Origin of the sequence: Caballeronia sp. GAWG1-1 (genome assembly GCF_023631465.1) — a bacterium.
Taxonomy (GTDB): Bacteria; Pseudomonadota; Gammaproteobacteria; order Burkholderiales; family Burkholderiaceae; genus Caballeronia.
Genome location: NZ_JALQDB010000045.1, coordinates 110,609 through 135,083, shown reverse-complemented (window position 1 = coordinate 135,083; position 24,475 = coordinate 110,609). Strand labels below are relative to the sequence as shown.

General features: G+C 60.2%; 21 protein-coding genes. 18 read left to right on the top strand and 3 right to left on the bottom strand.

Translation table 11 applies throughout. From position 1 onward, the window contains the following. Positions 1 to 4 precede the first annotated feature (4 nt). From NCT03_RS30495 to NCT03_RS30415, 17 genes are all read left to right on the top strand, one after another. Positions 5 to 1,186 carry a thiolase C-terminal domain-containing protein gene (locus tag NCT03_RS30495; RefSeq protein ID WP_250495149.1) on the top strand — a complete coding sequence of 394 codons (1,182 nt, stop codon included), beginning with the start codon at positions 5 to 7 and terminating at the stop codon, positions 1,184 to 1,186. A 116-nt stretch (positions 1,187 to 1,302) separates the two neighbouring features. Then, positions 1,303 to 2,454, top strand: coding sequence for a Re/Si-specific NAD(P)(+) transhydrogenase subunit alpha (locus NCT03_RS30490; RefSeq protein WP_250495148.1), 1,152 nt, complete (start codon positions 1,303 to 1,305; stop codon positions 2,452 to 2,454). Positions 2,455 to 2,537: 83 nt separating this feature from the next. Continuing rightward, a complete protein-coding gene (locus NCT03_RS30485) occupies positions 2,538 to 2,873 on the top strand; it encodes an NAD(P) transhydrogenase subunit alpha part 2 (RefSeq protein ID WP_250495180.1) in 336 nt (111 codons plus the stop codon). Continuing rightward, positions 2,870 to 4,309, top strand: coding sequence for an NAD(P)(+) transhydrogenase (Re/Si-specific) subunit beta (locus NCT03_RS30480; protein WP_250495147.1), 1,440 nt, complete (start codon positions 2,870 to 2,872; stop codon positions 4,307 to 4,309). The genes NCT03_RS30485 and NCT03_RS30480 overlap by 4 nt, the downstream gene beginning before the upstream one ends. Before the next feature lie 182 nt (positions 4,310 to 4,491). After that, positions 4,492 to 5,262: an enoyl-CoA hydratase/isomerase family protein gene (locus tag NCT03_RS30475; RefSeq protein ID WP_250495179.1), complete on the top strand. Its 771-nt coding sequence runs from the start codon at positions 4,492 to 4,494 to the stop codon at positions 5,260 to 5,262. Positions 5,263 to 5,307: 45 nt separating this feature from the next. Then, a complete protein-coding gene (locus NCT03_RS30470; RefSeq protein WP_250495146.1) occupies positions 5,308 to 6,474 on the top strand; it encodes an acyl-CoA dehydrogenase family protein in 1,167 nt (388 codons plus the stop codon). A 9-nt stretch (positions 6,475 to 6,483) separates the two neighbouring features. Then, positions 6,484 to 7,359 (top strand): 3-hydroxyacyl-CoA dehydrogenase family protein, encoded by an 876-nt coding sequence (locus tag NCT03_RS30465; RefSeq protein WP_250495145.1) that lies wholly within the window; start codon positions 6,484 to 6,486, stop codon positions 7,357 to 7,359. 2 nt (positions 7,360 to 7,361) lie between these two features. Continuing rightward, positions 7,362 to 8,045: a 3-hydroxyacyl-CoA dehydrogenase family protein gene (locus NCT03_RS30460; RefSeq protein WP_250495144.1), complete on the top strand. Its 684-nt coding sequence runs from the start codon at positions 7,362 to 7,364 to the stop codon at positions 8,043 to 8,045. Further along, positions 8,042 to 9,163: a CaiB/BaiF CoA transferase family protein gene (locus tag NCT03_RS30455; protein WP_250495143.1), complete on the top strand. Its 1,122-nt coding sequence runs from the start codon at positions 8,042 to 8,044 to the stop codon at positions 9,161 to 9,163. Before NCT03_RS30460 ends, NCT03_RS30455 begins: the two co-directional genes overlap by 4 nt. Positions 9,164 to 9,223: 60 nt before the next feature. Next, on the top strand, positions 9,224 to 9,706 hold the full coding sequence (locus tag NCT03_RS30450) for a MaoC/PaaZ C-terminal domain-containing protein (RefSeq protein WP_250495142.1): 483 nt from the start codon (positions 9,224 to 9,226) through the stop codon (positions 9,704 to 9,706). A gap of 52 nt (positions 9,707 to 9,758) precedes the next feature. Beyond that, positions 9,759 to 10,604 (top strand): oxidoreductase, encoded by an 846-nt coding sequence (locus NCT03_RS30445; protein WP_250495141.1) that lies wholly within the window; start codon positions 9,759 to 9,761, stop codon positions 10,602 to 10,604. 229 nt (positions 10,605 to 10,833) lie between these two features. Then, a complete protein-coding gene (locus NCT03_RS30440; RefSeq protein WP_250495139.1) occupies positions 10,834 to 11,781 on the top strand; it encodes a LysR substrate-binding domain-containing protein in 948 nt (315 codons plus the stop codon). 379 nt (positions 11,782 to 12,160) lie between these two features. Next, on the top strand, positions 12,161 to 13,528 hold the full coding sequence (locus NCT03_RS30435; RefSeq protein WP_250495137.1) for an MFS transporter: 1,368 nt from the start codon (positions 12,161 to 12,163) through the stop codon (positions 13,526 to 13,528). Between the two features lie 3 nt (positions 13,529 to 13,531). After that, complete coding sequence (locus tag NCT03_RS30430; RefSeq protein WP_250495136.1) at positions 13,532 to 14,965, top strand: aldehyde dehydrogenase family protein; 1,434 nt, start codon at positions 13,532 to 13,534, stop codon at positions 14,963 to 14,965. A gap of 60 nt (positions 14,966 to 15,025) precedes the next feature. After that, positions 15,026 to 16,843 carry an NAD(P)-binding domain-containing protein gene (locus NCT03_RS30425; RefSeq protein WP_250495135.1) on the top strand — a complete coding sequence of 606 codons (1,818 nt, stop codon included), beginning with the start codon at positions 15,026 to 15,028 and terminating at the stop codon, positions 16,841 to 16,843. A gap of 170 nt (positions 16,844 to 17,013) precedes the next feature. Continuing rightward, positions 17,014 to 18,429, top strand: coding sequence for an MmgE/PrpD family protein (locus NCT03_RS30420; RefSeq protein WP_250495134.1), 1,416 nt, complete (start codon positions 17,014 to 17,016; stop codon positions 18,427 to 18,429). A 100-nt stretch (positions 18,430 to 18,529) separates the two neighbouring features. After that, positions 18,530 to 19,090, top strand: coding sequence for a carboxymuconolactone decarboxylase family protein (locus NCT03_RS30415; RefSeq protein WP_250495132.1), 561 nt, complete (start codon positions 18,530 to 18,532; stop codon positions 19,088 to 19,090). A gap of 57 nt (positions 19,091 to 19,147) precedes the next feature. Here the strand turns inward: NCT03_RS30415 and NCT03_RS30410 are convergent, their stop codons facing one another. From NCT03_RS30410 to NCT03_RS30400, 3 genes are read right to left on the bottom strand one after another with little or no spacing between them, the layout of a single operon-like run. Further along, positions 19,148 to 19,891, bottom strand: coding sequence for an SDR family NAD(P)-dependent oxidoreductase (locus NCT03_RS30410; RefSeq protein ID WP_250495130.1), 744 nt, complete (start codon positions 19,889 to 19,891; stop codon positions 19,148 to 19,150). Positions 19,892 to 19,913: 22 nt separating this feature from the next. Beyond that, positions 19,914 to 21,599, bottom strand: a complete 1,686-nt coding sequence (locus tag NCT03_RS30405; protein WP_250495128.1) for a class I adenylate-forming enzyme family protein — start codon at positions 21,597 to 21,599, stop codon at positions 19,914 to 19,916. Positions 21,600 to 21,626: 27 nt separating this feature from the next. Continuing rightward, on the bottom strand, positions 21,627 to 22,406 hold the full coding sequence (locus tag NCT03_RS30400) for an enoyl-CoA hydratase-related protein (protein WP_250495126.1): 780 nt from the start codon (positions 22,404 to 22,406) through the stop codon (positions 21,627 to 21,629). 346 nt (positions 22,407 to 22,752) lie between these two features. On the opposite strand from NCT03_RS30400, the gene NCT03_RS30395 reads away from it, so the two are divergent. After that, the gene (locus tag NCT03_RS30395) at positions 22,753 to 24,468 is read left to right on the top strand and encodes a sigma-54 interaction domain-containing protein (protein WP_250495125.1); all 1,716 of its coding nucleotides are present in this window, start codon (positions 22,753 to 22,755) and stop codon (positions 24,466 to 24,468) included. Positions 24,469 to 24,475 lie beyond the last annotated feature (7 nt).

Here is a 24,475-nt window from a genome sequence, read left to right as displayed (position 1 = left end):
TCGAATGATGAAAGGAGGAGAATCGCTCAAGAACAGGGTTGCGATTGTCGGCGTTGGTGAGTCGGAAATTGGCCGCGTCCCGCATATGTCTGGACTAGGCTTGAACGCTCAGGCCGCGAAGCGCGCGCTCAACGACGCGGGCATGAAGGTGTCCGACATCGACGGCGTTCTGACCGCGTATTCTTTTACCGAACCCTATTTCATGCTGGGCTCGGTAATTTGTGAATATCTCGGGCTCAAACCGCGTTTCAATGCTTCCGTGGTGGCGGGCGGCGCAAGCCCGGCTGTCATGCTGAAGCACGCGGCCGAAGCCATCGCCTCGGGCCAGGCGGAAACAATACTGATATGTGCGGGAGAAAATCGGGCGAGTGGTCAGACCCGCGACGCCGCGGTCGCTTCACTCGTTGCGGTCGGACATCCGTATTTTGAACAACCTTACGGCACGTCGATCCCCGGCTTTTACGCAATGATCGCCCACCGGCATATGTACGAGTACGGGACTACGCGCGAGCAAATGGCTCATGTGGCTGTGCAGTCGCGCTCGCACGCTTTGCTGCATCCTAACGCGCATATGAAGACACCGCTTTCCATGGAGCAGGTGCTGACCGCTAAGCCGATTGCTGATCCGCTCGGGATGCTGGATTGTTGTCTTATTTCCGATGCCGGCGGTGCCTTTATTGTCACATCGGCCGAACGCGCGGCCGATCTCGGATGCAAATCCGTCTACCTGCAGGGGATCGGTGAATACCACACGCATGAGCATCTGATGTGCGCACCGAGTCTCACCGAGTTCGGCGCGACGGAGTCGGGGCGGATCGCCTACGAGATGGCGGGCTTGACGCCAAAGGACATTGATGTCGCAGAATTGTACGACTGCTTCACAATCGTTCCGATAATCGAGCTCGAGGAATTGGGCTTCTGCCGCCGAGGCGAGGGTGGTGCGTTTTTCGCCGACGGTCATGCCCGCATCGGCGGGACGCTGCCAGTCAACACCCATGGCGGCATGCTATCGCATGCACATGCCGGTGCGGCCGGCGGCCTCTTCGACATCGTGGAAGCAGTTCGCCAGTTGCGCGGCGGCCTCGGAGCGCGCCAAGTTGAGGGTGCCGAAGTTGCACTCGTTCACAACGAAGGCGGCATTCTCTCATCTCATTGCACAGTCATTCTCGCTAACGCGAAGGGCTGATCTGCATCCACATGTTTCGCGCGAGCGCTCCTCTTTGCGGGAGAGCCGGCGATGGCGACATTCGTTTGGATCGTCGCCGACGAATCGAATCATCTTGCATACAGGGAGTTGGACCCATGAAGATTGGCGTGCCTGCGGAAACTACCGCAGGCGAAACCCGCGTTGCCGTCACTCCGGAGACGGCAAAAAAACTCAAGGATTTAGGCCACACGGTACTGATCGAGTCCGGCGCGGGCATGGCGGCAAATGCAACGGATGACGCTTTCGCGGCGGCAGGCGCTGAGATTACCGACCGGGCCGGCGCGTTCAGTTGCGAACTGGTCCTCAAAGTCAAGTCTCCGAGCGAAACCGAATTGCCGTTGCTGAAGTCAGGCAGCGTGCTGGCCGGCATGCTTGATCCCTTCAACACGGAGAACACCGCGCGGCTCGCCGCCGCCGGCATCACCGCTTTCGCGCTCGAAGCCGCGCCGCGCACGACGCGCGCGCAAAGCCTCGACGTGCTCTCTTCACAGGCGAACATCGCGGGCTATAAGGCCGTCCTGGTCGCGGCCAATTTGTATCAGCGCTTCATGCCGATGCTGATGACGGCTGCCGGCACGGTCAAAGCCGCGCGCGTGCTAGTTCTCGGCGCGGGCGTCGCGGGTTTGCAGGCCATCGCAACCGCCAAGCGTCTGGGCGCGGTGGTCGAAGCGTCGGACGTACGCCCGGCCGTGAAGGAGCAGATCGAATCGCTCGGCGCGAAGTTTGTCGACGTGCCGTTCGAAACGGACCAGGAGCGCGACGCGGCCGAAGGCGTCGGCGGCTATGCGCGACCGATGCCGCCGAGTTGGCTCGTTCGTCAGGCCGCGCAAGTGCACGAGCGCGCGAAGGCGGCCGACATCGTGATCTCCACCGCGCTGATTCCGGGCCGTCCCGCACCGACGTTGCTGTCGGTCGAAACGGTCAAGCATATGAGGCCGGGCTCGGTGATCGTTGATCTCGCGGCGGGACGTGGTGCCGAATACAAGGGAATACGCGGAGGCAACTGCCCACTCACGGTGGTCGATGAAGCCGTGATGCGGCATGACGTGCATATCGTCGGTTATACCAATCTGGCATCAATGGTCGCCGCCGACGCCTCCGCCTTGTACGCGCGCAATCTGCTCGACTTCCTCAAGCTGATCATCACGAAAGAAGGGACGCTGAACATTGATCTCGCGGACGACATCGTCGCAGCCACACTTCAGTGCCGCGACGGACAGCTCGCGCGGGCGGCGACGGCGGCTTAACACACCAGACGCCCAATCACTTGGAACGGACCGGCGCCAGGCGCACGCGAGCTAACGCTGATCGACAGGAGAGAGACATGGAAGTGGATATCATCAACCATACGGTGATCAACTTGATCATCTTCGTGCTGGCGATCTACGTCGGTTATCACGTGGTGTGGAACGTCACGCCTGCGCTGCACACGCCGCTTATGGCCGTGACCAACGCCATTTCGGCGATCGTAATCGTCGGCGCAATGCTCGCGACCGGCCTCACAATCGGCGGCACGGCGAAGTTCTTCGGCACACTCGCGGTGTTGCTTGCGGCGGTGAACGTGTTCGGCGGCTTCCTCGTCACGAGGCGCATGCTCGAAATGTTCAAGAAGAAGGAGCCGAAGAAGCTCGCCGCATCCGGTCATGGAAAGGAGGGCGCGCGATGAGCCTCAATGTGGTCACGCTGCTGTATCTCATCGCCTCAGTGTGTTTCATCCAGGCGCTGAAGGGCTTGTCCAATCCGAAGACCGCGCGCATCGGCAATACGTTCGGCATGGCCGGCATGGCGATCGCCATTCTGACGACGCTTGCGCTGATTGTGAAGCAGGCGTCGTATCTCGGCTCAAACCTTGGCTTCGGCGTCGGCTTGCTGTTCGGGGCGCTGATCATCGGCGGCGCGGCGGGTTCGTATATCGCGGCGAAAGTCGAGATGACGAAGATGCCGGAACTCGTCGCCGCCATGCACTCGCTGATCGGTCTTGCGGCGGTGTGCATCGCGTATGCGGTGGTCGCCGAGCCTTCCGCGTTCGGCCTCGCGCCGTCGGGATACTTCATTCCCTACGGCAATCGCGTCGAGTTGTTCATCGGCACGTTCGTCGGGGCGATCACGTTCTCGGGTTCGGTCATCGCGTTCGGCAAGCTGTCGGGCAAGTACAAGTTCCGGCTGTTCCTGGGCGCGCCTGTTGTGTATTCAGGCCAGCACATGATCAACCTGCTGCTCGCGATCACGATGTTCGGGTTCGGCGTCATCTTCATGGTGACGCAGTCGTGGCTGCCGTTCATCGTGATGACGCTAATCGCGTTCGGGCTGGGCGTCTTGATCATCATCCCAATCGGCGGCGCGGACATGCCGGTGGTGGTTTCGATGCTCAACTCGTATTCGGGTTGGGCGGCGGCGGGCATCGGCTTCTCGCTGAACAACCCGATGCTGATCATCGCCGGGTCGCTGGTCGGCTCATCGGGCGCGATTCTGTCCTACATCATGTGCAAGGCGATGAACCGCTCGTTCTTCAACGTGATCCTGGGTGGCTTCGGCGGCGAGGCGGGTGCGACGAGTTCGGGCGGCGCGACGGTGCAGCGTCCCGTCAAGTCCGGTTCTGCCGATGACGCCGCCTTCATGCTCGGCAACGCCGAGAGCGTGGTGATCGTGCCGGGTTATGGCCTTGCCGTGGCGCGCGCGCAGCATGCGTTGAAGGAACTCACCGACAAGCTAGTAGAGAAAGGCATCGACGTGAAATATGCGATTCACCCTGTCGCGGGACGGATGCCGGGGCATATGAATGTGCTGCTGGCCGAAGCCGAAGTGCCGTACGAACTCGTGCAGGACATGGAGGACATCAACAGCGAGTTTGGGCAGACGGATGTAGTACTGGTACTGGGCGCGAACGACGTGGTGAATCCGGCGGCGAAGACCGATCCGAAGTCGGTGATCGCGGGGATGCCGATTCTGGAAGCTTATAAGGCGAGGACGATCATCGTGAACAAGCGGTCGATGGCGGCAGGTTATGCCGGGCTCGATAACGAGTTGTTCTATATGGACAAGACGATGATGGTTTTCGGGGATGCCAAGAAGGTTGTGGAAGACATGCTCAAAGCCGCCTGAGAAAACGTCACTTACCCGTCTTCTTGCGTCGTACGGATGTCACCATCAACAACACTGTGTCTTCGCAGAGGACATCTATCAAACGCGCAAGGCCTCAGACGTGCATCGACGTGCTTGTTGGCAATTGGCGTGATGCTTGCTTAGTTACTAGGCATAGCTTTAAAAGCCAGTCGGAGACAAACATGACCATTGAAATGAGTGCAGGCGGCCCAATCGCAACGATCCGAATTAACCGCCCACAAGCACTCAATGCCTTGAGCTTCAAGCTGTTGAAAGACCTTTCCGATGCCGTCGACGAGGTCGCCGCATCTAATGCGCGAGCGCTCGTAATCACTGGAGCCGGCGATAAGGCTTTTTGCGCGGGCGCGGACATACCTGAGCTCATGGATCGAAATCTCGTCGCCCAGCGCGATGGCGCGCTCGTCGGTCAGGCCACGTTCACGAAACTGGATCGCTTGCGTGTTCCTTCGATCGCAGTGCTGCATGGCTATGCATTCGGTGCCGGGCTCGAACTTGCGATGGCTTGTACATTCCGCATCGCCACGGCCAAAGCCAAAGTTGGGTTGCCCGAGATCAAGCTCGGGCTGATTCCCGGTTATGGCGGGACGCAACGCTTGCCTCGCCTCATCGGGCAGGCACGAGCGCTCGACATCATCATGTCCGGGCGAACGGTCGGAGCCGAAGAGGCGGAGCGGATCGGACTCGTCAACGCAATCGTCGAGGGTAGCGATCCGCAGACACTCGGAATGCAATTCGCCGAACGCTATACCGGATTCAGTCGGTGCGCCTCATCGTTCGCTCGCGATGCGGTGCAACGCGCTTTCGATGTCGACCTGAGCGAGGGACTTCGAATCGAAGCGGATCTGTCAACGCTCGCCTATCGCACGGCAGATGCGGCCGAAGGCATGCAAGCCTTCGTTGACAAACGCGCGCCTATGTTCAAGGACGCGTGAAGCGGCAAGGCCCACCCATCTCACTGACCGGAAACCGGAATCGCAATGAACGTATTGGACAGGATCGATGCGGGTATTCACCTCAACGACGATGAGCGGATGATCGTCGAGAGCGTGAAGTCGCTCGCACAAGAACAGATAGCGCCGCGAGCCGCGCAACACGACCGCGAGGGCTCTTTCCCGCAGGCAAATATCGATGCAATCAATTCGCTGGGGTTAAACGCGATGTTCGTGCCGGAGGAATTCGGCGGCGCAAAGCTCTCTTTCACCTGCTATGCGCTATGTGTTCGAGAGATTTCGAAAGCGTGCGCTTCCACCGGGATCATCTGGGCGACAAATTTTCACGCAATCAAGCCTCTGATCGAGTACGGCAGCCTCGCGCAAAAACAGCGCTTTCTGCCTGCGGTTGCGGAAGGCGCGCTTGCTTCGCTCGCCATTACCGAACCGGGCGCGGGATCAGACGCGATGGGCATGCAGACGACATTCCGCGAGGACGGCGACCATATCGTCATCAACGGGGGCAAGACCTTCATTACCAATGGCGACGTAGCCGATCTGTACCTGCTCTTCGGCAAGTGGAGCGGCATTGAGGATCCCAAGCGCGCGATCTCGGTGCTCATGCTGGAGAAGGGCACTCCGGGATTGAGTGTGCTCGGAACCGAGCACAAGATGGGAACGCGTGCGTCCGGCACGGCGACGCTTGCTTTCGACAACTGTCGCGTGCCGCGTTCGAACCTAGTCGCCGAGCCTGGAGACGGACTGCGAATTCTGCTCGGCTCGCTGAATCGCTCGCGTCCAAGCGTCGCAGCGCACGCTCTCGGCATCGCCCGCGCAGCGTTCGACGACGCCGTCGCCTACATCAACGAACGTAAGCAGTCGGGCCGCAAGGTCATCGAGTTTCAGGGGATCCAGTTCATGCTGGCCGATCTCGCGTCGGAACTCGCGATGTGCGAATCGTGGTTGTGGCGCATCGCGGCGATGGTCGACGCGGGCGAAAGCGACTTCGGCATCGAGGCGTCGATGCTCAAAATGCGCGCGTCCGATGCGGCGATGCGCATCACGACCGATGCGGTGCAGTTGCTTGGCGGATACGGATACTGCTCGGACTACCGCGTCGAACGCCTGATGCGTGACGCCAAGATCACGCAGATCTGGGAAGGGACTAATCAGGTGCACCGGCAACTGATCGGACGAAGCTTCATTCAGAAATAGGAGATCCACATGACTCAGATCAGGACCGTCGGCGTGGCCGGCAGCGGGACGATGGGCTGCGGCATTGCCATTGTCGCCGCACGCGCCGGGTTCGTGACGCGGGTGTTCGACACGCGGCAAGATGCGCTGGATCGCGCGCGCAAGCAGACGGAAAGCTTCTTCAATAAAAGTGCCGAGCGCGGCAAGATTCCCGCCGACGCGGTGCCGGAGATCATGTCGCGCTGGCACGGCACGACGCAACTCGACGACCTCGCTGATTGCGATGTGGTGATCGAGGCGGTGTTCGAAGATCTCGGCGTCAAGCATGAGTTGTTCAGCGCTCTCGACAAGGTTTGCCCGCATGAGACATTGTTCGCTTCCAACACGTCCACAATATCGATCACGGAAATCGCGGGCGGCTCGGGCCGTGCGGACCGGTTCGTCGGCATGCACTTCTGCTTGCCGGCACAGTTAATGAAGCTGATCGAGATGTCGCCTGGCCTGAACACTAGCGATAAAGCCTTCGCGCGTGCCTGGGCGTTTGCAGAGGCGCTGGGGCAAAAGCCTGTGAAGACTCAGGACACGCCGGGTTTCATCCTTAACTATTTCCTCATCCCTTTCAACAACGATGCAATTCGGCTCGTGGAACAGGGCGTTGCCGAGGCAGCGGACATCGATCGCGCGATCAAGACCGCGCTCGCCTATCCGATGGGGCCGTTGGAGCTGCTGGATCTCGTGGGCATGGACACACAGCGGCTCTTGTGCGAAGCCATGTATGGGCTCACGCATGAACCACGCGCCGCGTGTCCGCCGCTCGTGCGACGCATGATCGCCGCAGGCTGGCTCGGCAAGAAGACCGGCCGTGGTTTTCACACCTACGACAACACGAAGATGTTTGGAGCATGACGATGACTTATCGGATTATTTCGACAGGCGACAGCCGTTCATTCTCCGAGGGCCACGCATTCGTTGAGGCGGCCAGCGGCGACGCGGCAGCGCGAGTCTATATCGGCACCGATGCCGGACGTGCGTTCGTTGAAGAGCGTCGTGGCGGTTGGCGACTGGAAGATGCCCCATTCGTCGCGATCGAGCTCGGAAACGAGTGCCTGGGCGACCATACTGGCGATTGCGCGCTGGCGGACCTCGAAGGAGGCGCCGCGTCGAACGTGTTTGGATTCGCGCGTTTCAGACTCGGCGACGCCAAGCCTAGCAACCTGATTGAACTGGTCAAGCCCGCAGTGGCTGACCCTACTGCGCTCGGTGCGGCAAAGGCAGCGTTCGAGGCCGCGGGGTTCGTAGTGGCTGTATGCGGCGACTTTCCGGGTCGTATCGTCGACCGGCTCGTGCGGCCGTACTACAACGCCGCCTTGCGCCGGCTCGACGAAAAGCTGGCAAGCGCAACCGACATGGACATGACGTTGCGGCTCGGACTCGGCTATCCCGAGGGGCCGATCGCGCTCCTGGAGCGAACTGGCCTCCAGCACCACTACGAAGTCACGCAATCTCTCTACGAAGCGCTTGGCGACACAGCCTACGCGCCCGCGCGTCGTGCGCAGGTCGCGTATCGCCGAACGCGAGATTCGTCGAAATGATGTTGCCGCTGGAAGGCGTCAAAGTTGTCGATTTCAGCACGTTGTTGCCGGGTCCGCTCTGCACGCTTTTGATGGCGGAAGCAGGCGCCAACGTGATCAAGGTCGAGAAGCCTTCTGGCGGCGACGAAATGCGTAGTTATGTGCCTAAGGCTGGCCCGGACGCGGTGAACTTCGGCATGCTGAATCGCGGCAAGCGCTCGACGGTGCTCGACCTCAAGAGCCAGACAGGGCGCGAAGCGGCAATGACGCTGATCGATGAAGCGGATGTCCTGGTCGAGCAATTTCGGCCAGGCGTAATGGCGCGGCTAGGCCTTGGCTTCGACGCCGTGCGCGCACGCAATCCTCGGCTCATTTACTGCTCGATCACTGCCTTCGGACAAAGCGGGCCGAAAGCGGCGATGGCCGCGCATGATCTCAATTGTCTTGCCCAGACAGGGATGCTGGCACTGTCAGCCGGTATCGATGGTGCACCGGTTTTGCCGCCGGCCCTGATCGGGGACATCGCAGGTGGTGCCTATCCCGCGATGATGAACATTTTGTTAGCCCTCAGGCAGCGTGAGCAGACAGGTGTCGGAAGCCGGCTCGACATCTCGATGGCGGACGGTCTGTTCACGCTGATGTACTGGGCGATAGGAAAGGGCACGAACACCGGCGAATGGCCGAAACCGGCTGCAGAGTTCGTAACGGGCGGCAATGCGCGCTATCAGATTTATCGTACTTCGGATGGCGGCTATCTGGCGGCGGCTCCGTTGGAGGAGACTTTCTGGCGCAACTTCACGCGAGTGATCGGCGCGCCGGAACTCGCAACGCGCAGCGGGCTTGATACCTCAGTCAAAGAACGGGTGTCCGCGCTGATCGCGAGTGAGACAGCCAAGGCATGGGCCGATCGCTTTAAAAATGTCGATGCCTGTACGGTTCGCGTCATCGGCCTCGAAGAAGCGTTGGAGAACCGGCATTTTATTGAACGAGGGCTGCTCGACCGCAAGGTGCGCATGCCGGGTGGCGAGTTAATCGCGGCGTTACCGGTGCCACTCGCGGGCGCCTTGCGCACGGAAGCACCAATTCTCGACGCGCCCGCCCTCGGCGCCTCAAAGCCGCGCTTTGCCTACGACCCGTGATCTCGCGCGCAGGCTGCCTTAAGCGGTGCAGTAGGACCCATTCATTCAAGGAGACACGCCATGTCGTCAACCAGACGAGGGCTTTATTGGGAAGACTTCGAGGTCGGCAAGGTATTTCAGACACCGGCCCGCACGATCACATCGACGGACATCGTCAATTTTGCCTGCCTGACCGGCGACTTCAATGAAGTGCACACGAACTGGGAGTACTGCAAGACGACTTCCTTCGGTGAACCGGTCGCTCATGGGCCCTTGATCTACGGAATCATGGGCGGCTTGCAATACGCAAGCGGTATCAACGACGGAACGCTTTTGGCACTTCTGCAGATCGACCGTTGGCGCATGCTCGTGCCGGTCAAGCACGGTGACACGTTGCATGCGGAAGTGAAAGTGATCGAACGCAAGGAATCGAGCAAGCCGGATCGCGGCACCGTCAAGATGGAACGGCGATTCGTTCGCCACGACGGCACCGTGGTTCAGGAAATGGAAGCCACGATGCTTTACCGGCGGCGGCCGACGGACTCGGGGCGAACGGGCCTTTGATGACGCGAACTGCATTCCGATCAGTGTTCCAAAACTACATGGAGATTCTGCAATGACAACGAAAAAACCTCGAACCTGGCTAATCACGGGCGCGGACAAGGGCCTCGGCTATTTCACTGCCAAGGCGGCCCTGGAGCAAGGTGATCGCGTGATCGTGACAGTGTTGGCCGCGGACGGCAACCATAGTTTGTCGACGGAGTACCCGGAAACGTTGCGCGCGTTCCATCTAGACGCAAGGGATCATGGCCGATTCGACGAGGTGGTCGCAAAAGCCGACGAAGTCTTCGGTGGCATCGATGTACTCGTCAATAACGCGGGATACGGCTTGCTGGCCGTCGCGGAGGCGACACCCGCCGACAAATACCGCAACATGTTCGAGATTAACTTCTTCGGACTGGCCGAGATGACGCGTGCCGTGTTGCCGGTTATGCGGCGGCAGCGATCGGGCCACATTATCAACCTTTCTTCGAAGGCTGGATACGGCGCGTCGCCCGGCTTTGCCTTTTATAGCGCTTCGAAGTTCGCAGTCGAAGGCTACTCGGAGGCGCTCGCGATGGAGGTAAAGCATCTAGGCATCCACGTGACGATTATCGAACCCGGAGGCTTCCGTAGCGATTTCGCGGGCCCATCGCTCGTATCCGCGAAAAGCGAGGTGGCTGATTATGCGGAGACCAATCGGATGATCGAGGATTACGTCGAACAGCGTCACGGTAAACAACAAAGCGATCCGGCAAAATTCGGTCCGGCATTGTGTCGTCTCGTCGATGCGGATGCGCCGCCGTTGCGCCTGCCGCTCGGCGCGGACAGTCTCGAGTTTATCCGCGAAGATATCCGCTCGGTGAGCGCAGAGCTGGATCGATGGGAAGAGCTTTCGAGGTCAACCGCCGTAGAGGAATGAAGGCCGCGCGCGTTTCTTTCCGGCTTCTAACCTGTTAACTTGCCCGATCGGGATGGCCATGAAGTTCTGGCCGCGAGAACTTTTTTCTGTCCCGATCGCGCTCTTGCGCGTGCCGGTCTATCATCGCTGCATCTTCCCGGCGACTAGATCATCCATGTTTGGGTTTACCCGCAGACGCAGATTTGTGATGCTTCGGTCACCGGCGCCGTGTGCGTAGGAGGCACCGACAGTGGAACTCCGGCAACTTCGCTACTTCGTTCGCCTCGTGGAGCTCGGGAGTATCAACCGCGCCGCTAAGGATCTCGAAATCGTCACCTCCGCGCTCAGTCAGCAGATGAGCCGGCTCGAGACAGAACTCAATACGCGATTGTTGCAACGTTCGACGACGGGCGTCTGTGTTACGCAAGCCGGTATGGCGTTTTATCAGCACGCGCAACTGACACTGCGTCATGCGGAAGAGGCAGTAAGAGCTGCCCAGGAGGCCCGCCTGTCGGGGAAGGTGGCAGTAGGCTTCGCTTCCACGACTTCTGCGGTACTCGCGATGCCTTTTTTCGAAGCGATGCGCGAGCGTTATCCTGACGTCCGATTGCGGCTTGTGGACAGTCTGTCGACCAGTCTCGCGATGCTCATCAACGGGAGGCAACTGGACCTCGCCGTGATCGCGCAATCGGTCGGGGGACTGCGTGGTAATGCAAGGCCACTCGTTCGGGAACGGCTTTACTTGATCGGCGCCGCATCCACGCCATACATGCAGGACCTGCACGCCGGCCCGCTCAGGGTCGAGCAGATCGCTCACATTCCCCTAGTGCTTGGCTCCCAAGGTCTGCGCGACGCAGTCGATGCCGCATTTGCGCAAGCCGAATGCGAACCGCGCATTTTCCTCGAAGTGGACGGCCTACAGGTGCTGATGAATTCGGTGCTGGCGGGGGTCGGCGCGACCATCCTTCCGGGTGCGGCCACGCTACGCGTGCCCGCTGACTCGGTCATCTGTCGCGAGATATCCGACCTTCAGATGCCACGTGTCAGCACGTTGGTCAGTCTTCCGCGGGAGGAGCTTTCGCCGGCTGCGTGGGCGGCGCACGCCGTGCTGTGCGATACGGTCGAGAGCCTGGTCCATGAGGGCCGTTGGCCTGGCGCAGAGCTCCATTCAAGGACCGCCGCGGGCCCCCGTGCCTGAATGCCCACGAGGCCGCGTGGAGCGCCGCAGATCAAGCGCATTGCTTCCTTTCTGCCACCCAATACCGTTTGACTATCCAATGGCGTTGTCTCGGCTGGACCGCGTGAGCCGCTGACGGCCTCACCCAACGAAGGGTATTCACAAAAAGTGAGGGGCAGGTCATTCCTTCTGGCCTACCGAGGGCGGCGCGGACGCCTCTACACTCGTCTCAACGATCGGGAACCTACGAGCCAAGGCCGCTGCAGGCCGGAGCAAGAGAATTTGCCTCCGCCCACGCTAAAAAGAACCGATCTCAGCAAGCTTTCTGAAAAAAAGCATTGCGACGGATAGCTGCCGGAACTCCCGACGAGCACCGATCGTATGCGCGACGGAGACAGGCATGACCACTCTTTCATCCGATTCGGATGCGCGCCGGCGGCGCATCGTCGTTGCTTCAACGCTCATCGGTGCAACGGTCGAATGGTACGACTTCTTCATCTTCGGCATCGCTTCGGCGTTGTTTTTGAACAAACTGTTCTTTCCCGCATTCGATCCTCGCACTGGCAGCTTGCTTGCCTTCATGGCATTTGCCACGGGCTGGATCGCGCGTCCGATCGGCGGCATTATCGCCGGTCACATCGGCGACCGCATCGGCCGGAAGACTACGCTCTACTGGAGCTTCATTCTGATGGGCGTGTCCAGTACGCTGATCGGTCTGCTTCCGACCTACGAGACCGCGGGTGCGACCGGCGCCATCTTGCTCGTGCTCCTGCGCATTCTGCAAGGGCTGTCGGCTGGTGGCGAGTATGGCGGCGCAGTGATCACGCTGGTCGAACATGCAAAGAAGTCGCAGCGCGTCCTTTTCGGAACCTTGTCGCAGATGGGTACCCTGATGGGCCTGTTGCTCGGCAATTTCACTTTCTTCACGATGAGCCAGCTTAATCCAGATGCGCTGTTCGCATGGGGTTGGCGAGTTCCCTTCCTCCTTAGCTCCGTCATGTTGCTGCTGGGCGTCTATATCCGCGCCAAGATGGAAGAGTCGCCGGAATTCCAGAAGACGCAGCGCGAGGGCCGCGTCGAGGCGTCGCCGCTGATGTCGGTCATTCGTCACCATCCCGGGCAGTTACTGGCCGCCGTCCTGGGACCGGCAGCGCCGAATACGTTCTTCTACGTGTGTGTCGTCTTCATGGTCTCCTACGGTACGAAGACGCTCGGTTTCACCCAGACCGAGATGCTCGGTGTCGTCTGTCTTGGTGCCTTCGCCGAACTGATCACGCTGCCGTTTTTCGGCACGCTCGCGGACCGGGTCGGCCGACGCAAGGTATTGGCTGGCGGGTTGATCTTTCTGGCTTTTGCAGCCATTCCCTTCTTCATGGCAGCCCAGACCCGCTCGATCGAGTGGCTAGCCCTGGGATACGTGATGATCCTCGGGATCGGACATTCCGCTGCGCTCGCAGTCGTTCCCGCTTTTCTCGCCGACATGTTCCCGACCGCCGTCCGCTACACCGGTCTGTCGGCTGCTTATCAAACATCGGGCGCTATTTTCGCGGGACCGCTGCCCATCATCGCGACGGTTCTGATCGCGATGCAAGGCGGCTCCGTCTGGTTGTTCGCCGGTTACACGATGCTGATCGCCGCGATCAGCCTGATCGCTGTCGTGAAGAGCGTACCGCATCACTCGTTGCAGTTCACCTCCAGCGAGCGCCGGCAAAACCAACGCCTTCGGCCCGATCTTTCGGGCGCTGAATCCGAAACACGGGGTACCTGACAAATGAACCATCTGGACGAGTTTTATATCGACGGTGCTTGGGTCGAGCCACTTAAAGCGACGCGTTTTCAACTGACCGATCCGGCTACTGAAATGGCCGGGGTCAACATCGCTTTGGGCGGTGTGGAAGACGTCGATCGTGCGGTCAGCGCGGCGCGCCGTGCGTTTCCAGCATTTAGCCAAACATCGGTCGCAGACCGCATCCGCCTGCTCGAACGTATCGTCGAGTCGTTCCGGGCGCGTGAGGACGACATCATGGCGGCAGTGACCCAGGAGATGGGCGCCCCGATTTCGATGCGGGCGCATGTCGGAGCCGGACTCGAAGGGTTTCAGCAGGCCCTGGCGACGCTCAAAGACTTTCCATTCGAGACGCGCCTCGGAGACACCATCATCCGTCGCGAAGCCATTGGTGTGTGCGGGCTTATCACGCCGTGGAACTGGCCCGTGCAACTGGTCGCGAACAAGCTGGGGTCGTCGCTGGCCGCTGGCTGCACGATCGTTCTTAAGCCGAGCGAGTACTCAACGCTAAGCGCGCTTGTCTTAGCGGAGGTACTGGACACCGCAGGCGTGCCCAAGGGTGTTTTCAATCTCGTCAACGGCGATGGTCCGACCGTTGGCCACGCGATTAGCGCACACCCCGACATCGACGTCGTTTCGTTTACCGGATCGACGCGCGCCGGCGTACTGGTCGCCGAAGCCGCGGCGCCGACAGTCAAGCGGGTGTGCCAGGAACTCGGCGGCAAGTCGGCCAACATCATCCTCCCCTACGCCGATCTCGACGCGGCCGCGCGTTGGAATGTGGCGCGAGGCTTTTCGAATTGCGGCCAATCCTGCCACGCTCCGACTCGCGTGCTGGTTCACGAAGAGCAACAAGAGCAATTGCTGGCGGTAATGCGCGAGGAGGCCGGCAAGGTGAAAGCCGGCGATCCGAACGATCCAGCTACCACTATGGGGCCGGTCGTGAATCGGTCGCAGTACGAGCGTATCCAGCAATTCATTCAATCCGCTATGGACGAGGGTGCGCGGCTCGCCTGCGGTGGCCTTGGGCGTCCGGCGGGGCTGGATCGCGGCTACTTCGTCCAGCCGACCGTGTTCGCCGATGTCACTCCGGACATGGTCGTCGCACGTGAGGAGATCTTTGGGCCGGTGCTGTCGGTCATGACGTATTCGAGTCTCGAACAAGCGATCGAGATCGCCAACGCTACATCCTATGGCCTCGGTGCCTACGTGTTTTCCTCAGATCGGGAGACCGCGCTGACCGTCGGCCGCAGGCTGCGCGCGGGGCGCGTGTTCTGCAACGGCGCGCCGCCTCGGCCCGACGCGCCGATGGGCGGCTACAAGCGATCGGGAAATGGCCGTGAAATGGGCACCTTCGGCCTGGAAGAGTACCTCGAGGTCAAGGCGATGTTCGGTTATCTGGATGCACCTAGCGGCTGAGCTTGCTCAAAGCGGGCGTTGCGGAAGGTAATGTGATTCTGTAGAGGAAGGCTTGATCAGATGAGAATTGGCTATATCGGACTCGGCGCGCTCGGCAGCGAACTTGCGGGTCGTTTCATTCCGGCACACGACCTCGTCGTGTGGGACCTGAGCGAGGAAGCGTGCGAACGGATGAGCGCTCGTGGCGCGCGCGTCGCCTCGTCTTCGGAACTCGCGCATGAGGCGGATGTCCTTCTACTTTGTTTGCCCCGCAGCGACGACGTTCGCGACCTCTTGTTCGGCGCTCGCGGCATCGCTCTTGCGCTTCGGCCGGGCACACTGGTGATCGATCAGACGAGCGGCGATGCTTCGGTCACGCGCGAGATCGCGCAACGACTAGCCGAGCAGGACGTCTCGCTAATGGACGCAGCGGTTTCGGGCAGTCCCGCGCTCGTCGCGGCCGGTGGTGCCACACTGATGGCGTCGGGGCCCGACGATACTTTCGAGCGCGCGATGCCCGTCCTGCGCACGATTACCGAGAGCATCCACCGATGCGGCCGAAACGTAGGAGACGGCCAAACGATGAAGACGGTGAACAACGCGGTCTACGCGGCTTGCTGTCTAGGTACACTCGAACTTGCTGCCCTTGCCGCAAAGGCCGGTCTCGACCTCGCAAGCCTCACCGAGCTTTTCAATCGCGGCAAGGCGCGCAATCTCACTACCGAGAAGATGCTGCCCGCCATTCTTGCGGGGCGTGCAGCCACCAACTTCGCCTTGGCGCTCATGCTCAAGGATCTGAACCTCGCGGTGTCGCTAGGCCTCGCTCACGGCACGCCGATGCCGATCGTCGATGCCACCCGCAGCCTTTTGCAGATCGGCGTCAATCTCCTGGGTCCCAGGGCGAAACTCGACGACATGATCGAGATTGTCGCGAGATTGAGCGGTGCACGTTTCGAGCAGGAGCCCGCGCAAGAGAGGGAGGCGGTCACCGGGTGGAACGAAGCGCAAGTCGGTTTTGTCGGGCTAACCGAGAAAAGCGTGATCCATGCGCGCGCTCTAATGCGCTCATGCCGATTGCACGTCCACGCCGATCGGTCCGGACTCGCAGAGCGGCTCGCAACAGACGGCGCAGCCGTCGTAGCGGATTTGACCGAGCTCGCACGTGCATGCGATGTGATCGTGTTATACGAACCGGATGTACAAGCCAAGCGCGAAGTGCTGTTCGGGGCGCAAGGACTCGCAAGCGGACTGAGTGCTGGGTCAATCGTCATTGACCTCGCTCAGCACGATTGGCGAACCGCTCGCACGATTGAAGCGGAGCTTGGTCTTAGCGGTGTCGCTGTGCTTGACTTAGCCGCGGTCGACAAGGATATCGAAGCGTCCGGTACAAGTGGAAATTTACTCGTGTCTGGGTCTCCCGATGCATTCGAATGTGTCAAATCGATCCTTACTTCGCTTGCTCCGGATGTTGCCTATTGCGGCAGTACGGGCAGCGCACAGGTCGCAAGAATACTCGAAGCAGCTTTGTTTGCAGTCGGCCTTTTCGCCAGCACCGAAGGATTGCTTGCGGGCGTGAGTCACGGTCTCCCTCTGGTCGACGTCTGCAACGTCATCAACGGCAGTTCCGGCCACAGTGCGGCGTCGAAAGAACTTTTGCCTGCACTTACCAACGACGACAAGGAGGGCGCGCGCGCGTTCCACTTGAGGGTCGCGGACCTGCAGAACGCGGCTTCGCTGTCAGCCGAGTACGGCACCTCATGTCTTGTCCTGAACGCGGTACGCACGCTCGCCATCAGGGCGTCAATTCGATTTGGAGATCCCATTTCGACGATCGACGCCATTCGTCTGTACGAAGAAATGACCGACATTGAACTTCGGGTCGACCATTCTTTTGTCTGACGTCGAAATTGACTCGCCTCAGGAGCGTTGAACGTTTTGGTTCGTTCGAAGCCAATTTGAATCTTGAAGCGGACATCAATTTTCATCGGGATTCGTCACGCCTACAAAACATGAATCATCGTCGTTTATTAAACGCAGACGCATTCAATTCGTAATCGTGGTGCGAACCCATGAGCAAAGACAGGAAAGCCATGCAACCTTCAACGATCCAGCCTGCCGCGCGACATCTCGCCGAATGGGCCATTTCCACGAGACTAAGCGATATCGACCCGGCGATGCTGGAACGTAGCAAACTTCATCTGCTCGATCAGGTCGGTGCGCAAGTCAGTTGCCGTAATCTCCCGACCTGCCGCATTTCTCAGGACTATGTGATGCGCTTCGGCCTGCCCGGCGTGTCGTCCATTCTGGGTACAGCTCACCGAGTCGACGCCGAATATGCTGGCTTCGCGAACGGGACAGCCGGCAGCAGCTTCGAAATCGACGACTACGGCGGCAAGGGCGCCAACTCGCATCCGGGGTGCACCGTCGTACCGGCAGCACTGGCGATCGGTGAAGCCGTGAAAGCTAGCGGCGCCAATGTGCTTCGGGCTGCCGCGATCGGATTCGAAACGGTCATTCGTCTCGCTTTGGCGAGCATGCCTTCACTGTTGCTCGAGCGCGGCTTTCACCATACGGGCGCCCTTGGTGTGTTCGCCGTTGCGCTGGAAAGCGCGATGCTCGAAGGCGATGACGTCGAGACGGCCGTCAACGCACTGGCGATCGCAGGCAGTCACGCATCCGGGACAACCGAGTTCGCTCAAAGCGGCGGTGAGGTCAAGCGCGTCCATGCGGGTATCAGCGTTGCAGGTGGCATTCGCGCAGCCAGGCTGGCGCGTCTAGGTCTGAGCGGTCCGCCGACGATTCTCGAAGGCAAGCGCGGATTTCTTCAGGCGTTCTGCAATGACTTTGAACCTAGCTATCTCACGGAGAGGCTGGGTTCGCATTGGCACTTCCCCGAACGTATTGCGATCAAGCTGTTCGCCTCGTGTGCATTGATGCAACCGCACTTTGCGGCGCTCGACAAGATCAGGGCGCGCCATAAGGTCGTTGCTAACGACATTGAAGAGGTACTGCTCGGTTGCGATCCGCTGGCCTATGTTCACACTGGCGCGGTGGGACCTCGTCCGAGCGACGTGCTCGGCGCCCAGTTCAGCGCGCAATACGGGATGGCGATGCGAATCGTCAAGGGCAAAAACGATGTCGGCAGCTATCTGGACCTTGAAGCGGTCGAATTCGAGGACGCCGCGATTCACGCGATGGCCGACCGCGTGCGGATGGAGCACGATTCGGAGTGCACATTCGAAAATCCGCTCGGACGCGTTACCCTCCGCTTGCGAGATGGTCGAACTTTGACCGATAGCGCATACGCGCCTGGCTCACCGGGCAATCCAGTGACGCGCGACGACATCGAGCAAAAATATCTCGATCTCGTTTCAAGGGAGTTTGGTCGAGAAATCGCGATTGAGTCCCTAAACCTCATCATGCGTCTCGAGGAAGTGCGCGATATCGGGGAACTCACACGACTGTTCGAAGGGGCAGGCCGATGACATCCCGAACATCTTGCCCTAGGTAAAGACCTCATCTTGATTCGATTAACGAAGACGCGGCCTGCATTGCCGCGTATCGTGCTTTTGAAGGAGAACTATCATGCCTTTCGTTTCCTATCTCGCCGACAACGCGACGCCACTTGCTGTGTACGAAAAATATCCCGCGATCTATCGGCCTTGGTCCGATATGAGCGAAGCGTTGATGAACGGTGACTCGCAGTTCAGTCAGGCCGAACGCGAACTTTTGTTTTCTTATGCGGCTGGCGCGACCGGCTGCGAATTCGTCTGCATCGCACATTCCGAAGTGGCTTATGCGCGCGGCGTCGAACGAGGGACTGTGGAAGTGCTGCTGCGTGATCCTCAGCAAGCCAATGTTGACGACCGTCTGCGGCCTGTTCTGGCTCTGGTTCAAAAACTGGCAGCGCATCCCGCGGATGTGACTCAAGCCGACGTCGACGCTGTATTCGCGGCGGGTTGGGGCGAAGATGCCTTGCACAGCGCGATTGCCATCGCAGGACGGGCCGCCTTCATGCATCGGGTTGTCGCGGGCTTTGGGCTGGTATCGATGGGCCGTGAGGTTGCGGCCCAGAACGCCGAGAGGCGGGTCAAGCAGGGCTATGTCAAGCTCGTCGCGGCGTTTGAGCAGACAGGCAATCGATAAGGACTTTGCCGTCGCCCTCGACTGAATCGAGGGCGATGTTCAGTGCAAAGGTCTTGGTTAGTGCGCCACGCCCTGTCCGCCGTCGACGTAAATCGTCTCGCCCGTGAGGAAGCCACAAGCGGGCGCGAAGAGCGAGGCAACCAACGCGCCCACTTCGTTGGCGGTGCCCGGTTTCCCCCGCGGGATGCGTTTCTCTAGGTAGGCTTTGAGCGGGCCGGCAGCAATCGAATCCGCATTGAGATCCGTCTGGATGTAGCCGGGCGCGACGTTCATTACACGGATGCGCTTGCCGCCCCATTCGACCGCGAGGCAGCGCGTGATCGCTCCGACGGCGGCCTTGCTTGCACAGTAGGCGAGATTGCGCTTTACGCCAAGCTTGTCGAAGAATGAGCCGATGTTGACAATGAGTCCACCGTCCGCGTCGATGAGATGGGGATAAACCGCCTGACAGGCGAGCATGACTGAGGTCGCATTCATGTCCATTATCTGGTGCCACTGTTCCAACGCGAGTTCGGTGGACGGTGCGTCGATATGGAGGCCCGCGTTATTGACGAGCCCGGTGATCTGCCAGCCCTCGTCGGCGAGTTTGCGGAACGCCGTCGCCAATGCTCCGGGCTGCGTTACGTCAGCCTTGCAGGCGATCAAAGCCCGGGTGGCCTTCGCATCGGCACCCGCAATTTCCGGTAGTGAGCCTGACCGCGAGAGGCAGACGACCCGATACCCTTGTTCCGCAAGCGCGAGCGCTACAGCGCCGCCGATTCCCTTGCTCGCACCTGTTACGACGATGCATTTTCGATTCATTCGGTCCACTCCAGTCGATGGATCACTCATGGTTGAGCGCGCTCGCCCGATACCGGACCGGTTGCGGTTCCACCCGTCCGTCCTGGACCCAAAGGGCAAGTTCCCGCTTCAGAATTTTCCCGCTTGCCGTCAGCGGGAATGCAGAAAGCACCAGAAAGTACTCAGGCATGTCGAACTTCGAAAGTCCTTGCTGCGCGAGATGCTGCAGCACGTCGTCGGGATCTGGCGGGCTTCCTTCGCAGATAACCGCGAGGCAAACCTTTTCTCCGAGCCGGTCATCGGCCACGCTGAAAGCCGCGGCTTTCTTGATGGCGGGATGACGATGTGCATACTCCTCGATGTGACCGGGATGTATGTTGTGTCCGCCGCGAATGATCAGGTCCTTCTTGCGCCCGACAATTTCCAGATTGCCCGTGCTGTCGAACCGTCCGAGGTCGCCGCTCATGAACCAGCCGCTACTGTTGAACGACGATTCGGTGGCTGTCTGATTGTCGAAGTAGCCGAGCATCAGCACTCCGCCGCGTCCTCCAATCTCGCCCACCTCGCCTGGCGCGGCTTCGAGGTCTGGTTGGTCGGGTTGCCACAGTCGGATTTGGTAGCCAGAGCACGATCTCCCGCACGTTGCGGTAATGACTTCTACCGTGGATGTTGGCCTCGTGTACTGATGCGAGCCGTTCTCTGTCATGCCATAGACGTTCTGCGGCTTGGCTCCAAGCGAGAGGAGTTTGCGCGCCGTCTCGGTCGGAATCAGGCTGCCCGCCATATAGAAGGCCTTCACGGCACCGAGTCGGGTGACACCGCGGCGGTCGACCTCCTGCAGCAGATCGATTGCGTGAGTGGGCACACCCATCACGTAGGTCGCGCCTGTGCTCTCGATCCAGTCGAGCGGCGCGACCTTGGCGGCGGGATCGTACATAACGAGTTCGCAGCCTGCGACCAGCGCCTGTTCGAGTCCGACCGTGGCAATGTGGTGACTCATCGGACTCAGCGTCAGAAGCACTGTGTTGTGATCCTGACCCCAGTCGGCGGCCAGCGCGCGACCGTTGGCGAGCAGCGTATTATCGCTGTGCATAACGCCCTTTGGCGTGCCGGTCGTGCCGCTCGTGAAAGCCAGGTAGACCACTTGGTCCGGATTGGTGCTCGGTGGCGGAAGCGGGATGCGCGACTTCTGGCCCAGATAGGGCATCGGATGGATGCCAGCGGGCAGTTGAGCGTCTTCGGCGCTTTGAGGCGGCAATGCGTAGACACGCTTCATGTGACTCAGATCGGCCGCGCGAGCGAAGATGTTCGCCGTATCCGCATCGGCGCCCCATCCGGGTTGCGCGAAGAGTGCGCGACAATCGATCCGGCTGAGCATCGCCACGATCTCAGCCACGGTGTAGTTCTGATGCAGCGAGGGATTGCATACGTAACCGTTGCGCGAACAGGCCAGCATGACGACCACGGTCTCGATCCGGTTCGGCAGCCAGATCGATACGCGGTCGCCGCTGCGCAGGCCGCTGTCGTGCAGATCGGCGGCTACTGCATCTGCCCACGCGACGAGGGCACTCCAGGAAATCCTCCGCGTACCGTCGCGTACAGCGAAGGCGCTGCTGCGTTCCTCTGCATGGCGCCGTGCGAGCGCATACATGGTGTCGCTTTGCCACACGCTCGTCAGGTAGTGATGGCGTGCCGCTGCCGGATCATGCAGAGTCAGAAGGTGAGACATGGTCGAAGCTCCGGGAGGTCTCGCGGTTCATTGTCCGAAGCGCGAAGCATCGGGGCTGCGACGCTCGGCGAAGGCGGAAGCCAGTTCGGCATGCTCGTCGGTTTCGAGGTAGCCGCGCAAGAGGAGGTCGTGCGCCATGCGCGACAGACCACCCACCCCGCCATGCCTCGCATTGAAGGCGGCCTTGATCGAGGCGAGCGCGAAGGCGCCGCGCTCAGCGATCTCGAGTGCAAACTTGCGGGTCGCTTCCCTGAGTTCGGCGTCGGGAACGACGTGATTGATGAGTCCCCATTCCATCGCCTCGCGTGCGGAAAGCTTCGGATTGCGATACCACATTTCCTTGGCGCGCTTCTTACCGACGAGATCTTCGAGATACCAGGTGCCGTATCCAGCGTCGAAGCTGCCGACCATCGGCCCAACTTGCCTGAATACCGCGCTTTCCTTGGCGATGGTGATGTCGCACACCATCTGGAGGACATTGCCGCCGCCCACCGCAAAGCCGTTGACGGACGCGATTACGGGCTTCTGCAATCGGTCGATGCTCTCGTACATCTCGAGCGTGGGCAGGACACCGGCATACAGCAGCGAGTCCTCCATGCCGTCCTTGCGGCCGCCGGTACAAAAAAATTTGTCACCAGCTCCGGTGAGCACGATCACACGCGTGCGAGTCTCGCGCCGGATCTCGTTGATACAGTCGCGGATCTCGTGGCACATTTTCGCCGTGAACATGTTCCCGTCGTCAGGACGATTAAGCGTGATAACGCCGATGGGTCCGTCTTCTTGATAGATGATTTCCTCAAACTGCATGGATCTGCTCCTCTCTGTTGGAATGCGATGCGCAATTGGATTGGGATCCTTCGGAACGCATGCTCTCACTTTCTGCAAGACGTATGCCATTTTTCCGTCCCACATGCAGGCATACGTGCTTACCCTCGTTTGTGCCGGCATTTCAGGTAAGCGTATTGACCGTTACCCTACTAAGACAAAGGATGCCGCGTGTAAAAGCACTTGTATTGATGAAGCGCGTCTATGAGACTTATCAGCAAAAGACAGGTAATCGCGGGGCTCATGGTGATAGGCTTGTGTCCACGGCGAGTACAGACGCAGGCTCTAACAACACCGATGCTCGCAACGGAGACACAGGACGGAGAACATGGAGACAAAAGAACTGGTCAGGCAACGCCCCATTGCGACGTCCTTGCGTGGCGTGCTGATTCTGGCGGCCGACGGCAAGGAACTGATCGCAAGCGGTATCGCCGAGCAACGCGACATGGCGACGCGCATTGTTGCCGGTTGGCATATCGCAAGACGTCGGCAGCAGCGAATGTTTTCCATCGAGGGCCCGGATGCTTCCCAGGTCGTTGTCGTTGTTCTTCCGGGGACCGACGCAACCATCCTAGTTGCGATGGTGAGGGAGGGTCGTGACGCGCTTTTCGAGTTCGTCGGCTCGGTCGATTTCGCAAGCGACATTCTTTCGCACTTCCTCACGAATCCGTATGAGGCATTGACCGTCGTCGATCGCGAAGGCGTGCTGCGCTACATGAGTCCCGTCCATGAGCGATTTTTCGGCATGAAGCCTGGAAGCGGCATCGGGCGCCCGGTCACCGAGGTAATCGAGAACACCCATCTGCATCAGGTGGCGGCGACCGGCAAGGCCGAAATCGGCTCGCTACAGGAAATGCGCGGCGTGACCCGCGTCGTGACTCGGCATCCGATCATGAACGGCCGGGGCGACTCCGTCGGCGCAATTGGTCAGGTCATGTTCAAGGGCCCTGAGCAGCTGCAGGCGTTTTCAACGGAGCTTGCCAAACTTAAATCTGAAGTTGCGTACTATCGCCGCGAGCTAAAGGATCTCAAGACGCGCAGTTACGGACTGGATCAGATCGTTGGCGAGAGTGCCGCGATGCAACGTCTCAAGCAGCAGATCATCAAGATTGCGCCGCTCGATGTCCCAGTGCTTCTTACAGGCGAAAGCGGTACCGGCAAGGAGCTTGCAGCTCATGCCATCCACAAGCTAAGCGGACGCCGCGACGCTAACCTCGTCATGGTGAATGCGGCAGCGCTTCCCAGCACGCTTGTCGAGAGCGAACTTTTCGGTTACGAGGCCGGATCATTCACCGGTGCGGAACGCAAGGGCAGGCGCGGTCAGATCGAGCAGGCCGATCAGGGCAGCCTTTTCTTCGACGAAGTCGGCGACATGCCCGCAGAGGTACAGGTGAAACTGTTGCGGGTTCTGCAGGATGGCTCGTTCCAGCGCGTAGGAGGCAACGAGCCACGCCATTCCAATTTCAGGCTCATCAGCGCGAGCAACCGCAATTTTGAAGCAATGATCGATGAGGGCACGTTCCGCCTCGACCTCTTCTATCGGATCGGCGCTGTGGTGATCCGTCTGCCCGCGTTGCGCGAACGCCTCGATGACATCCCACTGCTTGCCGAGCTTGCGCTCAATCACTTCGCCGAACGGCATGGACATCAGCCCAAACGGCTTTCAGCCGAAGCCGTCGAATTTCTCCAGAGCCATACGTGGCCCGGCAACGTGCGGCAACTGATGCACACGGTAGAACGCGCGGCGATCTTCAGCGAATCCGACGTCATCAGCGTGGATGATTTTGGGCTGGTCGAATCCGCCGATTTTCAACCCGCGACGCCGGCGGTCGTACGTCGCGGCGTTGCTCCGTACCAGACCGTGCACCAGGGGCTGGGGTCGGAGCCGCTGTCAGTCAGCAGTGCGGTCGGCCAAGTGGAGGAACAGTTGATTCGCAAAGCGATGGCGCAGTACGACGGCAACAAGAAACGTGTCGCCGCGAGTCTTGGAATCTCCCGCTCCTACCTCTACAAGCGCCTCGCGCAGATGGGTATCGGCGCGTAGAGCAGAC

What these genes read in the sequence shown, in the direction of transcription:
- NCT03_RS30495 (WP_250495149.1), top strand. Translation starts at nt 5, where the DNA reads ATGATGAAAGGAGGAGAATCGCTCAAGAACAGGGTTGCGATTGTCGGC.
- NCT03_RS30490 (WP_250495148.1), top strand. Translation starts at nt 1,303, where the DNA reads ATGAAGATTGGCGTGCCTGCGGAAACTACCGCAGGCGAAACCCGCGTT.
- NCT03_RS30480 (WP_250495147.1), top strand. Translation starts at nt 2,870, where the DNA reads ATGAGCCTCAATGTGGTCACGCTGCTGTATCTCATCGCCTCAGTGTGT.
- NCT03_RS30475 (WP_250495179.1), top strand. Translation starts at nt 4,492, where the DNA reads ATGACCATTGAAATGAGTGCAGGCGGCCCAATCGCAACGATCCGAATT.
- NCT03_RS30470 (WP_250495146.1), top strand. Translation starts at nt 5,308, where the DNA reads ATGAACGTATTGGACAGGATCGATGCGGGTATTCACCTCAACGACGAT.
- NCT03_RS30465 (WP_250495145.1), top strand. Translation starts at nt 6,484, where the DNA reads ATGACTCAGATCAGGACCGTCGGCGTGGCCGGCAGCGGGACGATGGGC.
- NCT03_RS30460 (WP_250495144.1), top strand. Translation starts at nt 7,362, where the DNA reads ATGACTTATCGGATTATTTCGACAGGCGACAGCCGTTCATTCTCCGAG.
- NCT03_RS30455 (WP_250495143.1), top strand. Translation starts at nt 8,042, where the DNA reads ATGATGTTGCCGCTGGAAGGCGTCAAAGTTGTCGATTTCAGCACGTTG.
- NCT03_RS30450 (WP_250495142.1), top strand. Translation starts at nt 9,224, where the DNA reads ATGTCGTCAACCAGACGAGGGCTTTATTGGGAAGACTTCGAGGTCGGC.
- NCT03_RS30445 (WP_250495141.1), top strand. Translation starts at nt 9,759, where the DNA reads ATGACAACGAAAAAACCTCGAACCTGGCTAATCACGGGCGCGGACAAG.
- NCT03_RS30435 (WP_250495137.1), top strand. Translation starts at nt 12,161, where the DNA reads ATGACCACTCTTTCATCCGATTCGGATGCGCGCCGGCGGCGCATCGTC.
- NCT03_RS30430 (WP_250495136.1), top strand. Translation starts at nt 13,532, where the DNA reads ATGAACCATCTGGACGAGTTTTATATCGACGGTGCTTGGGTCGAGCCA.
- NCT03_RS30425 (WP_250495135.1), top strand. Translation starts at nt 15,026, where the DNA reads ATGAGAATTGGCTATATCGGACTCGGCGCGCTCGGCAGCGAACTTGCG.
- NCT03_RS30420 (WP_250495134.1), top strand. Translation starts at nt 17,014, where the DNA reads ATGAGCAAAGACAGGAAAGCCATGCAACCTTCAACGATCCAGCCTGCC.
- NCT03_RS30415 (WP_250495132.1), top strand. Translation starts at nt 18,530, where the DNA reads ATGCCTTTCGTTTCCTATCTCGCCGACAACGCGACGCCACTTGCTGTG.
- NCT03_RS30410 (WP_250495130.1), bottom strand. Translation starts at nt 19,891, where the DNA reads ATGAATCGAAAATGCATCGTCGTAACAGGTGCGAGCAAGGGAATCGGC.
- NCT03_RS30405 (WP_250495128.1), bottom strand. Translation starts at nt 21,599, where the DNA reads ATGTCTCACCTTCTGACTCTGCATGATCCGGCAGCGGCACGCCATCAC.
- NCT03_RS30400 (WP_250495126.1), bottom strand. Translation starts at nt 22,406, where the DNA reads ATGCAGTTTGAGGAAATCATCTATCAAGAAGACGGACCCATCGGCGTT.
- NCT03_RS30395 (WP_250495125.1), top strand. Translation starts at nt 22,753, where the DNA reads ATGGAGACAAAAGAACTGGTCAGGCAACGCCCCATTGCGACGTCCTTG.